This is a genomic window from Pseudomonas sp. FP2196, assembly GCF_030687715.1.
Taxonomy (GTDB): domain Bacteria; phylum Pseudomonadota; class Gammaproteobacteria; order Pseudomonadales; family Pseudomonadaceae; genus Aquipseudomonas.
Window position 1 is genome coordinate 2,697,650 of record NZ_CP117445.1, and the last position, 14,851, is coordinate 2,712,500.

General features: G+C 55.3%; 12 protein-coding genes and 2 pseudogenes (1 of these 14 only partly in view). 3 read left to right on the plus strand and 11 right to left on the minus strand.

What is annotated here, in order from left to right:
• Nucleotides 1-114 precede the first annotated feature (114 nt).
• From PSH79_RS28155 to PSH79_RS12220, 3 genes and pseudogenes are all read right to left on the minus strand, one after another.
• A pseudogene (locus PSH79_RS28155) lies at nucleotides 115-1,367 on the minus strand (IS256 family transposase).
• A gap of 84 nt (nucleotides 1,368-1,451) precedes the next feature.
• Entirely contained in the window at nucleotides 1,452-2,663 is a 1,212-nt protein-coding gene (locus PSH79_RS12215) for an MFS transporter (RefSeq protein WP_305443199.1), read from the minus strand.
• Nucleotides 2,664-2,708: 45 nt separating this feature from the next.
• Nucleotides 2,709-3,854, minus strand: a complete 1,146-nt coding sequence (locus tag PSH79_RS12220) for an alpha/beta hydrolase (RefSeq protein WP_305443201.1) — start codon at nucleotides 3,852-3,854, stop codon at nucleotides 2,709-2,711.
• Between the two features lie 96 nt (nucleotides 3,855-3,950).
• Between PSH79_RS12220 and PSH79_RS12225 the strand changes: the two genes are divergently transcribed.
• Nucleotides 3,951-4,844: a LysR family transcriptional regulator gene (locus PSH79_RS12225; protein ID WP_305443203.1), complete on the plus strand. Its 894-nt coding sequence runs from the start codon at nucleotides 3,951-3,953 to the stop codon at nucleotides 4,842-4,844.
• A gap of 773 nt (nucleotides 4,845-5,617) precedes the next feature.
• Here PSH79_RS12225 and PSH79_RS12230 read toward each other — a convergent pair.
• The 4 genes from PSH79_RS12230 to PSH79_RS12245 all read right to left on the minus strand — a co-directional run bounded on the left by PSH79_RS12230 (nucleotide 5,618) and on the right by PSH79_RS12245 (nucleotide 9,815).
• A complete protein-coding gene (locus tag PSH79_RS12230) occupies nucleotides 5,618-6,355 on the minus strand; it encodes an NUDIX domain-containing protein (protein ID WP_305443205.1) in 738 nt (245 codons plus the stop codon).
• A 451-nt stretch (nucleotides 6,356-6,806) separates the two neighbouring features.
• Complete coding sequence (locus tag PSH79_RS12235) at nucleotides 6,807-7,166, minus strand: hypothetical protein (protein WP_305443207.1); 360 nt, start codon at nucleotides 7,164-7,166, stop codon at nucleotides 6,807-6,809.
• A 422-nt stretch (nucleotides 7,167-7,588) separates the two neighbouring features.
• A complete protein-coding gene (locus PSH79_RS12240) occupies nucleotides 7,589-8,620 on the minus strand; it encodes an IS110 family transposase (protein WP_288912375.1) in 1,032 nt (343 codons plus the stop codon).
• Nucleotides 8,621-8,726: 106 nt separating this feature from the next.
• Nucleotides 8,727-9,815 (minus strand): FAD-binding oxidoreductase, encoded by a 1,089-nt coding sequence (locus tag PSH79_RS12245; RefSeq protein WP_305443933.1) that lies wholly within the window; start codon nucleotides 9,813-9,815, stop codon nucleotides 8,727-8,729.
• A gap of 165 nt (nucleotides 9,816-9,980) precedes the next feature.
• Between PSH79_RS12245 and PSH79_RS12250 the strand changes: the two are divergent.
• Nucleotides 9,981-10,542: pseudogene (locus tag PSH79_RS12250) on the plus strand (tyrosine-type recombinase/integrase).
• Between the two features lie 154 nt (nucleotides 10,543-10,696).
• On the opposite strand, the gene PSH79_RS12255 reads toward PSH79_RS12250, so the two are convergent.
• The 4 genes from PSH79_RS12255 to PSH79_RS12270 all read right to left on the minus strand — a co-directional run bounded on the left by PSH79_RS12255 (nucleotide 10,697) and on the right by PSH79_RS12270 (nucleotide 14,623).
• Nucleotides 10,697-11,452: a hypothetical protein gene (locus PSH79_RS12255; RefSeq protein ID WP_305443212.1), complete on the minus strand. Its 756-nt coding sequence runs from the start codon at nucleotides 11,450-11,452 to the stop codon at nucleotides 10,697-10,699.
• Between the two features lie 449 nt (nucleotides 11,453-11,901).
• Nucleotides 11,902-13,023 carry an SMP-30/gluconolactonase/LRE family protein gene (locus tag PSH79_RS12260; protein WP_305443214.1) on the minus strand — a complete coding sequence of 374 codons (1,122 nt, stop codon included), beginning with the start codon at nucleotides 13,021-13,023 and terminating at the stop codon, nucleotides 11,902-11,904.
• Nucleotides 13,024-13,188: 165 nt separating this feature from the next.
• A complete protein-coding gene (locus tag PSH79_RS12265) occupies nucleotides 13,189-13,551 on the minus strand; it encodes a hypothetical protein (protein WP_305443216.1) in 363 nt (120 codons plus the stop codon).
• A gap of 412 nt (nucleotides 13,552-13,963) precedes the next feature.
• On the minus strand, nucleotides 13,964-14,623 hold the full coding sequence (locus tag PSH79_RS12270; protein WP_305443218.1) for a TetR/AcrR family transcriptional regulator: 660 nt from the start codon (nucleotides 14,621-14,623) through the stop codon (nucleotides 13,964-13,966).
• A 130-nt stretch (nucleotides 14,624-14,753) separates the two neighbouring features.
• Between PSH79_RS12270 and PSH79_RS12275 the strand changes: the two genes are divergently transcribed.
• On the plus strand, nucleotides 14,754-14,851 hold the start of the coding sequence (locus PSH79_RS12275; protein ID WP_305443220.1) for an MFS transporter. The gene runs 1,120 nt beyond the window's last position; the window shows 98 of its 1,218 coding nt (coding positions 1-98); it begins with the start codon at nucleotides 14,754-14,756; the stop codon falls past the right edge of the window.

The following is a 14,851-nucleotide window of genomic DNA, read 5'->3' on the forward strand; positions in this document are numbered from 1 at the left end:
GCCATTAGCAGACGTTGGATCAAATCCGATCTGACAAATTGTGGACAGTTGCCGAGAGTGTCAGATTTTTTGTGTGCGGGCTGGTAATGGCCTGCCGTTAGGCAGGCCTTCATTTCACCAGTTTGACCTGATGAATCGATCTCCGTACAAAACCGCAAACTGATTCATAGCGTTTTTCCAGTCATGGGCTGCACTGCCCCAGTTGGCGGTGATGTTTTGCAGTGCCAGCCAGATCAGTTTTGTCGCGGCTTCATCGGTTGGAAAGTGGCCTCTTGTCTTGATGATCTTGCGCAGCTGCGAGTTGATACTCTCGATGGCATTGGTGGTGTAGATCACCTTTCGTATGGCTGGCGGGAACACAAAGAACGGGATGACTCGATCCCAGGCGCGTCGCCAGGCTGCAACCACCGTTGGATATTGCTTGCCCCAAGGGCCCGATTCGAAGGCATCCAGAGCTTGCTCGGCGACGTCAGCGTTGAGTGCTTGATAAATCGGTTTCAGGCCTTGGCCAGCTCACGACGCTTGTCCATGCTGCGTAATCAGGCTGTTGCGGATCAGGTGCACGATGCTGTCTGCAACGCCGTCTGAGGGAACACTGCACTCAAGGCTTCAGGCATGCCTTTGAGACCGTCCGTTACCGCGATCAGGACATCTTCGACCCCCGGGTTTTGAGTCATTGAAGACTTTCATCCAGAATTTGGCGCCCTCTGTGTTCTCAATCCAGATGCCCAGAATATCTCGAGTGCCGTCCGGTAGTACGCCAGAGCCAGGTAAATCGCCTTGTTGCGAACCACGCCTTCATCACGGATTTTAACCCGCAGCGCATCGAAGAAAATGACCGGGTACATAGGTTCGAGTGGCCGTTGCTGCCACGTACTGACTTCCTCCAGAACAGCGTCGGTAACGGTGCTGATGAAGTCATGGGAGACGTCTGTTGCGTACTGCTCCGAGAGAAAGGCACGAATCTCGCGAACGCTCATGCCGCGGGCATACATGGCAATGATCTTGTCATCAAAGCCGGTAAAACGGCGCTCATGTTTGGGGATCAAAATCGGAGAAAAACTGCCGTCGCGGTCTCTGGGAATATCCAGGCGCAACGGGCCGTCATCGGTCAGCACGGTTTTTCCGCTCTTGCCGTTACGCTGGTTACTCGAATCCTCAGGGCGCTCCGCGCCCTGAGGATAGCCAAGATGAAGTCCTAACTCGGCACCAAGGGCACGTTCGATAAGCGCCTTTTTGAACGCCATCGCAGCATCCTGAATAGCTTCGGCACTCATCGACTCACTGAGGAACTGGTCGATCAGCTCTTTTGGAATGGACGGAAGGTCACGCTTGGCCTCACGGGCCGGTTTCTTTTTGGTTGGCATACATGCACCTCTGCAGCATGTTATGCCCGAACACAAAATTAATGACACTCCCCAGTTGCCTGCCTTACTCAAATCTGCCTTCTATTAAACCTGGTTTCGCGATGTGAAAAAGGCCGTCACTGCCGCGAGTACCAGCAAGATAGAGCTTGCTAGAAATGTCATGCGATAGCCGCTCCCGTCGAACAGCAGCCCGCCGAGGGTGGAGCCCAGCGCAATGGATAGCTGAATGACTGCCACCATCAGGCCGCCACCGGCTTCAGCATCCTTGGGCAACGCCTTGGCCATCCACGACCACCACCCCACAGGTGCCGCCGTCGCGATCAGGCCCCACAGCCCAAGCAGTACAAAAGCTGCCACGACTCCGCCGCCAAGGACAATCAAGGACAGTGCAATGGCGGCCATCAAGAGTGGAATGCAGACCAGGACGCGGTACATTCCGGTTTTCAGGAAAGTGCCGATCAGAATGGTCCCGACAAAACCCGCCACGCCGATGACCAGCAGGATCATCGACAACATGGAGACATCTACACCAGTGACGGTTTCCAGGAACGGGCGCAGATAGGTGAACAATACAAACTGCCCCATGAAAAAAATGCCCACACTCAACATGCCGAAACTGACCAATGGGCTCTTAAACAATCGGAAGACATTGCCAGCGCCCGGTTTGCGCGGCGCCGCCGTCATGGCTGGCAGGCTGATCCACTGCCAGATCAACGCGATGATCGCTACCGGAATAAGGCAGAAAAAAGCACCCCGCCAACCGATGACACTCCCCAGATAGCTTCCCAATGGTGCGGCCACTACGGTTGCCAAAGCATTGCCGCCGTTGAAGATTGCCAGAGCCTTGGGCACGCTATGGGCAGGTACCAGGCGCATGGCCATTGCCGCCGACATCGACCAGAATCCGCCGATCACCACGCCTATCAGCGCACGACCAATCATGTACACCGTATAGTTCGGCGCCAGACCGACCACCAGCCCTGACACACACATAATCCCGGTCAGTAGAAGCAACAGCATCTTGCGATCCATTGAACCCGCCAGCCTGGAAATCGAAAGGCTTGTCAGTACCGCGAAGGCGCCGGAGATGGCGATCCCATACCCGGCCAGTCCCTCACTGATTTGCAGATCCGATGCAATCGGCGTGAGCAAACTGACAGGCATGAACTCCGAGGCGATCAGCGCGAATACGCACAGTGTCATCGCAAAGATGCCACTCCAGTAAGCCGGCAGTTCCCCAGTCCCCGGCGTGCCGAGGGCCTCACCTGCCGGGGTGTCGAATACTTGAGCCGTCATTCAAAAACCTCTCATCAAACAGTTGTTGGCTGAAGCACTGGCCTTTTAGCCAACCACCGTCAGGTGCCGGGTAAAAAAGGCGGTGAGCTTGGTCCAGGGAATCAAGTTCACGCGGTCGTACAGATCCACGTGACCCGCGCCGGGAACCCAGGCCAGTTCCTTAGGTTCGGCGGCGCGTTGGTAGGCGTCCTCGCTGAACTCTCTGGAGTGCGCCTGATCGCCAGATATGAACAGCAGCGGACGCGGGGAAATCGTTTCGATATCGTTGAATGGATAGAAATTCACGAACCTGACTTCACTGGTCAAGGCGCGGTTTTGCGTCAGTTCCAACGTACTGCCATGAGGGATATGGATGCCGCGTGGCGTGCGATAGAAGTCCCAAAACTCGCGAGTTACCGGGTCGGTTTCCTTGCCAGGCTGCGCAGGCAGATAGTTCAAAAATTGCAATGTTCCGGTAGAGAACTCGTCATAGCGTTGCTCGGCGGCTTTGGCGAGCATGGCCTGGCGTTGCTCGACAGTCACTGAGTGCCTCAGACCATGACGGGTGACGGCGCCCATGTCGTACATGCTGACGGTGGCCACGGCTTTCAAACGCAGATCCATCTTGGCCGCACTGATGGCAAAGCCACCGCTGCCACAGATACCCAGTACGCCGATACGGTTGCGATCGATAAAGTCCCGCGTGCCCAGGTAGTCAACGGCGGCACTGAATGCGTCTGCATACATTTCGGGGGCAACCTGGTTACGAGGCAGGCCCTCACTCTCTCCCCAGAAAGGCAAGTCAATCGCCAGCGTGATGAAGCCTTGTTCCGCCAGCTTTTGTGCATAGAGCATGGAGCCTTGCTCTTTGACTGCCCCCATGGGATGACCGACGATAATTGCAGGCGCTTTAGCGTTTCTAGCCAGATTTTTGGGCGTTACAAGATTGCCCACAATTTGAAGATTGTATGAGTTCTTGAAGGTCACCTTTTGCACGGTGACCTTGTCGCTTTTGTAAAAATTGTCGGCGCCTTCCGACGGGCTGACAGCGCTTTTCGAGTCAGCTGCCAAGGCAGAACCGCCTGCGACTGAAAGGACGCCCAGAGCCGCAATGCTGACGCCGGTGGCCTTTACGAATGCGCGCCGATCAAGCCCTGGAGAGTCCAAGGCTTCTGCAGCTTCAAGGAGGGTTACAGGTGTCTCGCTCATCATCAGTACTCCGTTCCAGATAGGTGACAGAGCTTGACGGATTAGAGGTATCTTGATTAGTAGGCGTAATCTTCATGTAGTTTTGAGAAAAACTCAGCAATGGCCAATACCAAAGTCAACGATCTCCAAGCTTTTCTGGCGGTGGCGCGAGATCAAAGCTTTACGAAAGCCGCCGCCAAACTGGGCATTACTCCTTCTGCGCTGAGTCATACGATCCGGGCACTTGAACAAAGACTGGGGATACGACTGCTGGCCCGCACGACACGCAATGTGTCGCCCACAGAGGCGGGAGAAAGATTGATGCGCTCGATCGCTCCGCTTTTTGATCAGATCACCGCCGAACTTGAAGCGCTGGGCGAGCTGCGGGACAAGCCCAGTGGCACGATTCGTATTTCCTGTACTGATGATCAGATTGAGTTGTGCATTCGGCCGATGCTCGCAAGCTTCCTGAAGAGCTACCCGGATATCACACTGGAGTTCTACGTCGACTATGGATTCACCAACGTGGTCGAGGAGCGATTTGATGCTGGCATTCGCTTGGGCGAATCGATCAGCAAAGACATGATCGCCGTTCGCATAGGGCCGGATTGGCGCTTGGCTGTGGTGGGCTCTCCTGAATATTTCGAACGCAACCCGGCACCAACAACCCCTCATGAGTTGACCGGGCATGACTGCGTGAATATCCGACACAGACCATCAGGGGCGATCTACGCATGGGAATTTGAAAGGAATGGCCAGGCTTTTACCGTCAAGGCAGATGGACAACTTGTTTTCAACAGCATCATGCATGTACTCAATGCCGCCGTTGATGGTGTTGGCTTGGCCTACGTACCAGAGGAATTGGTAGCACCATATCTGGCCGACGGCCGACTCAAAGAAGTCTTGGCCGACTGGTGCCCTGAGTTTCAGGGTTACCATTTGTATTACCCCAACAGACGCCAGGCGTCTCCCGCCTTTTCTGCATTGGTGGAGGCGCTGAAGTATAGAAGCTGAGCCTTCTACATTCGACGCGCGGCAACGTCTGCTATGGGTCGGTTTCAGCCGGTCACGACAGGCAGAAACCAAAAGCGGGCACTCAGTAGCCCTCCATCAAACTAATGATATTCCTACATTCTTGTTATTCTTGGTCAGTTCGAACGTAGCGCGGGCCGTGCGAGCGCTTGCATGATGTTGTCATTGAGGCAGGCCATGAACGCAGTTGCCCCCTCGATTAGGAAGACAGAGAACATATTAGGTGGACACTATGGATAGTCGAAACGAGGAGCGAGTTTCAAGTCCAGCTGCCACCGGGGGCGCAGGCGTTTACTTCGAGCAGCATGTTCAGGCGTATTGGCTGGCGCAACTGCTCGTCCGCAGCATCCCGCCGATACTGTCTGATAGAGGTGTTGCAGAGGTCCATTTTTAGACAGAGCATCTCGGCTTCAATACAGATGACTTCCTCGTCGTCTGCGAGCGGGAAGGTGAAACACCTGCAAAACTTGTTGGGCAAGTGAAGCGCAGCCTCACGATCAGTGCTGCCGACGATGAGTGCAAGTAAGCTGTTGGAGATTTCTGGGAAGACTTCAAGAAAGCCGACCCTTTCAACCCCCAGTACGATCGCTTTGTCCTAGTCACTCTACGTGGCACGAACACGCGCCTCGAAAACTTCTCTGGGCTGCTCGACTGCGTCATTCAAGGTCGACCAATTGCTTCCGCATATTTAGCAGCCGGTTTAATCACACAAGACGTGATGCTTGGACCCATGCCTAGAGCGGCTTTTCGATTGATCAGCAAGCCGCCGTGAAAATCTCTTGTTTTTTGTGAAGCCCGATGTTGGCGGAATACTCGGTGCAGACGAGCCCTTGGCTGAACGCTACATCGCTGACCAGCTGCCGGTTGGACAGGCTGTTGCCAGAGTCTGCCAGGTAGGCTTGCAGCGCTACCCATTTAGCTTCTTCGATCTCGGCGGTGTCCAGTACGTTGATACGCTGCGTCAAGGCTGTCATTCGGCAGATAAAGTGAATGTTCGATTTGCCAAATTGGTAGGGGTGTTTGGTGGTAAACGCCACGATGGATTCGCACTTCGATACGATCCCTGTCTCCTCCAGCACCTCGCGCTCGATCGAATCCTGAATTCGCTCGGCGGCGTCTACATGCCCCCCCGGTAGCTTGAACCCGGTGGTACCTCGCTCCCTTATGACGAGGAGTTCCCCTGCGTCGTTAATGACGATGGCGCCCGCCCCTACGGTATGGGTGGGTATGAATGGGACGAATGCCTGCTCGAATGGGCGGCGCACCAGGGTCAGTTGATCGGTCAGACAGCTATGGAAGGAGAAACCGGCGGCGGTGAAGATCGGAATGCCTTGAGCGTTGCTGATCGGCAGTGTGACCCAGGCCAGAGCCAGGCGCTCGTGCTCGATGAGGGCGACTAACGCGTCGACGGCGCAACGCAACGCTTGCGGGTCGTCTGGCAGCGAAGCGGCGTTGACAATGACGCCGTTGAATCTGTCCCGTTTGAATTCCACGGCTCACCTTTGGGTTGGTCAATCTGCCGAGATTGTAGTGAGGTGGGTGCTGATTTGCGAATGATGGATGCCAGATGGACACACGTCTTCCTGTGACATTACCGAGCTTCCATTACTGCTGCGTAACCGTCTGGGCAGTACATCTTTCTAACGCCATCGCTTAATGCGACGGTGTCCGCCTAATTTTGAATGCAAAGGATATCTTTGTTCGCAGAGTGGCTAGATGACTTCGCCGGACCGATACTTTTCAACCTGTTACGACAGGCATGAAACGGCTATGCCGCAGGTGTGATCTGAACCAAATCCATGTTTTATTTCCGTAGGTTATTTTCGATTTCTGGCCATGAAATGGCTGCGAATGCACGATTCTGCATGGTTGTTTCTGGCCGCTAGCACGCCGACACGCCACTTTGCACATCTGCGGGCCACAGACTTGCATCCGACCGAACCATCAAATTGCGGACAGGTCTTTTGCAAAGCGCTCAACCTGGCTAGGGAGGACCAACAAGGACCCATTTATTTGCCAGTCGCAATCGTCATCTGACGTTGAACCCAAGTAGACGCGCAAGAACACCAAACCCGGGAAATGAGGATCCAGGCAGGCCGAGAGTGCAAAATCTTCGCTTTCAGAAAGCCACTCTTTAGAGACCCCCTCCTCAAGTTGCCCAACCGATGCTAAGAATCCGTCGAGTCGAGGCTGATGATCTGCAGAGGAGAACCATTCCGTTGTAATTTCCGCGTGCAGATCAGTGCCCGTGAGTCGAACGACGATGCAGCCCATCCGGCTGCTACACGGAGTGATGCTCAGCATCAGCCCATCCTGTTGCATTATTTCTGCTGGCATTTCTGCACCGATGTCACGAATGAAGTGCCGATATTACTATGTGACCATGCAGGGAATAAGCAAGTTAGTCTTAGGTTGGAGAATCTGCTTGTGACCGGAAATTGCCCATCACGAATGGCCGTATATGGACTCCTCCTCATTGCAAGCCCCCTCGCTTTGGCACCCGTGCCGACTGCACACGTATATTCGGCCTCTGGATACAGCATCGTTTCGATGCAGGGCCATGATGGGCTATTCGCGCGCCAGCTCCCAATCGCTTCTACGTGCTTTGCGCACCTGGACATTTGAGGGTTTTGCCGACGCCGGTTCGACCGGTTTGCCATCGTTAGGGTTGCTTCGCAATCGTGGTTAAGAGTTGTTTCTCTCGTAGAGCACGTCGGGTAAATAAATCAGGCCGCTGCCTGATCCGGTTGGTAATCAGTGCCGTAACGCAGCATCGCCCAAGCCATGCGTGCAGTTTTGTTGGCCAGCGCAATAGCGGCCACATTGGGATGCGATCGCTCGGCTAAACGAACGGCCCACTGGCTGAGTCGATCCTCTTTGGATTTGGCTGTGCGTAGCGCCGAGCGTGCACCATGCACCATCAATGTTCGCAGATACGCATCACCGCGCTTGCTGATACCGAGCAGTCGATCCTTACCACCAGAACTGTGTTGCCTCGGTGTCAGTCCCAGCGAGGCGGCAAACTGTCGGCCATTGGCAAACTGACGGGCATCACCGAGAGCGACGATGAGCGCTGTGGCGATCATGGGGCCAACACCGCGTAATTGCTGCAAGCGGACGGCAGGTGGCGCGCTTGCCGCGATTGCGGATAGCTCGTTATTGAGTTCACCCACGCGCTTATCCAGTGTGCAAAGGTCGCCCCACAAACCATCCAGCAGACAACGAAAGCGAGCCGTCAAACCGTTATCCGCATCTTCCAGCCAGCACGGTATCGCCCGACGCAGCATCAGTAATTCCTTCGGTGCAACGAGGCCGTACTCGGCGACCAGCCCACGGATCTGATTGGCTTTGGCCGTGCGCTGTTCGATTAAGCCGGCCCGGATGCGATGCGTTGCCTGGATATCCTGTTGTTCGATCGTCTTGATGGCGACGAAGCGCATGCTGGGACGGCTCATCGCTTCACAGATCGCCTCGGCATCGTTCGCGTCGTTCTTGTTGCTTTTGACATAAGGTTTAACGAACTGGGGAGCGACTAGCTTGACTCGGAATCCGCGAGCTTCGAGTTGCCGCGCCCAATGATGGGCCCCACCGCAACTCTCCATTCCGATCTCACAACCAGGTTCGACTTTTTCCAGCACCGTTTGCAGCCAACGATCACGTGGTAGCCGCTGCCGCCAGACCGGCTTCTCATGGCAATCCACACCGTGGATCTGAAACACGTTCTTGGCCAGGTCGACCCCAATTCGCATAAGCTTCATGTGTGGACTCCTTCTCGCTGTTGACTGTGGTTCGCACCTTCAGTCTGGCACTCAAGATGCCGAGGTGAGGAGGAGTCCATCCCATTGCTTCTGGCCGATTTCCGCCTCACAAGAGGCCTCCCTCCGCTTGCAAAAATCGATCAGGCCGGCATGGGCTAAGGGCACTGGACACCTTGTCATCGATGATCTCCTCGCTGGCCAGACGTCCCACTGCCGCCGCCAAAGTAATTCCAGGATGCATTGCGCAAACGTAGACGCCACCCACTTTGGGTAGATAACCGATGATGGGGATGCCATCGGCAGGCATGGGCCTGAGTCCGACACAAGCCCGTTCCGGAGCTATAGAAACAACACCATGGAGTTCGTTCTGGATCGTTTTGGCAGTTCGAAGCGCTATCGCTGCCGGCTGATTTTCCATGGCGTCGTCCAGGTAATCTTCTGCCGCCAGCAACGCATCATCCGAACTTTGCCGCACTTCCATTTCAGGGCTGGAGATGAGGGTGTGCACGAGGTTGGGTTGTGACTTGTAACGGATGAAAATGGCAGGAGATGCCTCTATTGGCAGGGACACTCCAAGCATGTCTGCCAGCTTCGTGATGCCTGTGCCGGCTGCCAGTACGACAATATCGGCATCGAGGATGCCTATTGTCGTTTCGACTCCAGTCACCGTTGCACTCTGGGTTACAAAACCGAGCACTCGCGTCTGAGTGAGAATCTTCGCCCCATATGCCTGGGCACCTGCGATCAACGCATGCGTAGCTGCCACTGCGTCCAGCGCTCCTTCTTCAGCCGCATACAGAGCAGACTGGGGAGGGTTCTTGAGATTGGGTTCCAAGTCGAGAATCTGCGATCGAGACACCAGGTTGGCCGAAGCCTGGTGACCTGAGATTGGCAGCGCCTCAATCGCCATCACGCTGTAAGACAAGGCGCCTGTCCATCTTATCTCCAGACCTGGCAGCTGCGTTTCGAGTCGGCGGTACTCCTTGATGGCAGAACCGCGCAGTTGCGCGATTGGGTCAGGTTCGGGGTGTGAGGCATTGAGCCAAGCGAATGAGCTGCCAGTCACTCCCGAAGCTATATCTTCAGCTTCTACCAAAGTGACATTCGCGCCTTTACCTGCCAAGTGATACGCCAATGACGCGCCAACGATGCCTGCACCAATGACAACGACTCGTTTGTCCTGACCATTTCCCATATCAACCTCCGTTTTGTCGATGTGCCGATGGTACGACTGCTGGATGATTTCATGACATGAGAACCTGATCGTTGAGCTTTTCAAGTGTCTGCTTCTGGCCGAATCCGACAACGGTGCCGCGCGACTGATCCACCCTAGTCCTTCACCCGCGTGGAGGGCACCACCATGTACACAATCGCTAAATATCGACATCAGCCATGGAATAAGGGGAAGCTCGTTGGGCAGAAAGCTCCGCTTCGAGTCAGGGATATCTGGGCCATACGAGTAAGGCACCAGCTTGCTGAGAAGACGAGGGATTTGGCGCTGTTCAATTTGGCTATCGACAGCAAGCTGCGTGCCTGTGACTTGACCAAGCTACGAGTACGAGACATAGCTCATGGGGAGCACATGTCGTCACGGGCTATCGTGATGCAGCAGAAAACCCGTCATCCTGTGCAATTTGAAATTGCTGAGCAAACCCGAACTGTTCTGGAGGCCAGGATGCATCTGCAGCGAGGACTTCTTATTTACGAGTCGACTGCACGGATCAGACCATCTATCCAACGGGCAATATGCTCGGATAGTCAAAGCTTGGGTGACGGCCATTGGCGTAGACCCAACCATGTACGGTACTCACACGCTGAGGCGAACCAAGGCAACGCTGATCTATTGCAGGACTAAAAATCTGAGAGCTATCCAGCTCCTGCTTGGTCATACGAAGCTTGAAAGCACCGTCAGATACCTGTGAATCGAAGTCGATGATGCTTTGGAAATGGCAGAACAGACCGAGGTGTGACCACCGCCGCGACGGGTGATCTAGACCGTCGCTATCCGGCCAAAAGCGGATTTCGATTTGATCCGCGTCGAGGCCGAGACTCAGATCGCTAGCGCGCCACTCGCCCCTAGAGCTGCATTACGGCGAGCGCCCTGCGTAGGGGTTCATCGGATATCTGAATTGGACCGTGAAATGGCACGTCCATATCCAAAACAAGGTAAACGGAAGCAGCAATCAGTAATGACGAGATGATGAACATTCCGATCACCACCGAATTACGGGGAGCGCGGTATCCAAAACTGGCGAAAATGAGCGTCAACCAGGCCACAAGCATCCCGATAAGCGGGCCAGGAATCGCTCCCTCTGACTGCTCGACGATCCTCCAGCGTTGTTCGATGAGCGAATGATATTGCTGACGAATATCCTGAAGCATCGTTTCATGGTAGCGGTCCGGGGGCTTTATAAGAGCCAAAGACTTGCCTATATCATCCAGGTATTTAGCCGCCTCGCTGTTACGATGCTGCAGCGCCTCGTCTCCCCGATACGGGGTCTCGATAGCGCGCTCAAGATAGGTGATCAGACGATTTCGCGGGTCTTGTGCCGCATCGCCATAGCCCCGCAGTGTTCGATCAAAAATGATCATGCTGGTTGCATATCCATGGAAGTTTGCATCAATAGACTCGAAGGTGTTTTTGGCGGAATTGATCATCAAGCCAAAGACCAGCGAAGTCATCACCACAAAAATGTTGGCTACAAGACGAATTACGGAGTTGGTTTCGTCGTCCCTGTGTTGGGCTGCCAGCTTTGGGTACCAGTGCATCATGAGAAGCGAGGCAGCAACGAGGCACACAAAAATGCCCAGTGCGATCCAGAAAGCGTTCATGCATCAGTGCCCTAATCAATTTGAGTCACGTATTGAAGGATAGACCGTAGACTGCTCTCCGAATTCTGCTCGGACGATACCGCGCTTGCAGTCCGGAAATGCCCTCAGCAGATGTTTGAACGTCAGTTCTGATCATAGTTAGAAATTGGTCGAGCTCTGCCAATCGTTGAGGCAATAAATCTCCCTCCATCTACTTATGGCCGATTGCTGCCGGCTCAAAACAGCCATTATCCGGCGATCGGAAGAGGCTGATAGTGACCCAACATAGCCAATCGTATGAGGTAGAGAACGGGGCCCGCTCCCAAAAGAGTCGTTCTTTACTATGGCGTACCGCCAAACTCACGAGATCCGGCGAGGCGTGGACACGGGCTTAAGCGCCGCGCATCTTCGGATGCGCGGCAGGATATTGTTTCGATACTTACGGAACTATCGCCAGTCGACCGTCGTTTTTACAACGCAAACGTAGTCCCGCGAGTGTTCACAAACAGCGAGTAGATCGAGTGACTACTGGCCATGAACAGCCGATTTCCTTCGCGCCCCCCGAAGCACAAGTTCGGGCAGCGTTCTGGTAGCGAAATGTGCCCGATGGCCTTGCCCTGCGGATTAAAAACGCGCACACCGTCGAGTTTTTCCAGGTCTGCCCTGGGATCACCATTGCCGCCCCAACCGCACCACAGGTTGCCCGCTTCGTCGCATTTGATGCCGTCGATTGCGGCATAGTCCAGCCCCTCAATGTGCTTGCGGCGTTCGCCCAGTGTGCCGTCGTCCTTCACGGCAATCGCCCAGATCAGGCGATTGGGCTTGGCGCGACCTTCGACGACATATAGGGTTTTTTCATCGGGAGAAAAGCACAGGCCATTGGGGCCGTTGAGGTCGTCGATTACCCGAGTGACTTTCTTGCTCTCACCGTCGATGCGGTACACGGCGTGGGGTTGGGTCGGGGTGATTTTGTGGCCTTCGTAGTTGTTGCCGGTCTGGAATGGCGGGTCGGTGAACCAGATCGATCCGTCACTTTTGCAGACGATGTCGTTGGGCGAGTTAAACGGCTTGCCGTCGAAGCTGTCGGCCAGCACGGTGATCGTGCCATTGTATTCGGTGCGCGTGATGCGGCGGCCTTCGCTGGTGGTGGTCGAGCCTTCGCAGACAATCAGACGTCCTTGGCGATCGCGGCACATGCCGTTGGAGAAGTTCGAGTGTTCGCGGTAAACGGTGAACGTGTCGGTGATTTCGTCCCAGCGCATGATGCGATTATTGGGGATGTCGCTGACCAACAGATATCGGCCATCAGCAACCCACACCGGTCCTTCGGCCCAGCGCATACCGGTGGCAAGTTTTTCAACACTGGCGTTGAAAACACGTAGCTCAAGGAAGCTGTCGTCGAGGATGTGAATCAGTGGATCAGGGTAGCGCTGACTCAAGGGTTCGGCGGCCTCGGCGAGTCGGGTCAGTGCGGTGCTGCCGACCGTGGCGAGTGTGGCGGAAACAGCGAGGGATTTTTTCAGGAAGCTGCGGCGGGTATTGCCTATCGCTCGGTCAAGGCTTTCAGGCTTGGTGGACAGGGATGAGTCCATGTAACGATCTCCGTGGTTTTATTGTTTTTTGGGGAGACGTAGTAATACCTTGTGGTAAGACATCGTACAAGTGGTTCGGCCTCCGTTATGGGCTGCAGCTATGGCCGAAGTTCACGCATCATCCTTCTGGGGCAACAACCTGCTGTTGCCCCAAAGGATCACCGCTTACTCCACTGGCACGACGTTATCCAACGCCCGATTCACCGCCAGTTCTCCCAGCATCACCACCTGCGCAATCCCTTGCAGGGTCTTGCGAGCCGAGCCGTCCACCAGCCCAATCACATTCCCAAGCATGACCGAAGCCGAGCCCAGTGATTCGCTGGCATTCACCAACAATTCCTCAGTCGGGGTTTTCGGGTTTGCGGAAAACATGGTGCTGGTTCTGTAGGGCGTGGCGTTGATCGCGGCGGCGGGTTTCAGGTAGTGGTCGAGGGCGCGTTCGGCGGCTTCGTGGAATTTCTTCGAATCGGATGATTCGTAGGGGGAGGCTGGATCGGTTTCTGGTGGGTTGGGTGTGACTTTGAACATGATGTAACTCCCTTGTGCCTCATAAGTAGGAGCCATCACCGTTTCGCTACCAAACGAGTGGGTGGCGGCCATGCACAGGTTGGTAGACCGGGACACAAGGAGACCGGCGCGCTCGAAAGCGCCCTGCGCATGACCACCATAAAGTCGTGACGAAAAGCTCCGCCAACTGTGGGGACTGCGCACCTTGTATACACGGGCTACCAAACCCGATCACTGCTTTTCAGTGACCAGCTCACGATAGAACCCGCACTCAAGGCGCACAAGCCGGCGGATTCTGGCGTAGTCGTAGGCAATGGCGCAAGGCGTTGTAGCCTGGGATGACGTAACGATGGATGTCTTTAAACAGGGTTGGAATTCAGATTAAACACGGTGAAGTTTTGTGATGTGTTTTGGGGGCAGGAGAGCGGGAGGGTTATGCCTCTGCGATGTCCGCTGTGTCTTTTTCAGTCGTTGCCTGCACGCTGGTGGCAGCGATATCCCACGTCAGCATGATCTGAGTGATCGCCGCATCAATCACCTCAAGCGGTGTGTCGTCCCGAGCAAGAATGGAAATGCCCTGCAGGAAACTGTCAAACACCGTCGCCATCACCGGCGCCACTGTATTCTCGAGTAATTCCCCGACAGCAACCCCACGCTCGACACACGCCACAATCCCCGATCGCGTGCGCGCCCGCGACTCAGTCAGCGCTGCCACAACGCCCACATTCTCCGGACTCGGTGCGCTCATCACGCCAAGCGTCACCATGCAGCCCTTGGGGTGCCCGTCGTCACACTGCATGCGCGCCGACTGGCGCAGCGCGGTTTCGATGGCTTGGCGCGGTGGCAGGTTTTCGTCCCACAGGCATTCGGTGACTTGGGCGAAAGTGGCCAGGTAACGCTGCACGCACTCGTCGAACAAGGCTTCCTTGGAGCCGAACGCGGCGTAGAAGCTCGGCGCAGAAATGCCGCCGCCCAGTTCGGCTTTCAACAGGGCGAGGGAAGTGGAGTCGTAGCCGTGTTGCCAGAACAGTTGCATGGCTTGTTCGACGGCGTCGTCGCGGTCGAAGGTGCGGGGGCGGCCCGTTCTTGCCATTTCAGAATTCCTCGGAGAGATGACTTAAATACTAGACGATACATAAATCATTGACAACGAGCGGTGCCTGCCGCCAGTATTTTATATCGATCGGTATTTAAGTCTGAAGTTCTCACTCAAGGAATCTCCCGTGACACCCTCAATCACTTTATCGGCTGCACCGAAAAGTCTGCCCATCGGCGCCTTGCTGGCGCTGGCCATGACGGGTTTCATCTGTATCGTCACCGA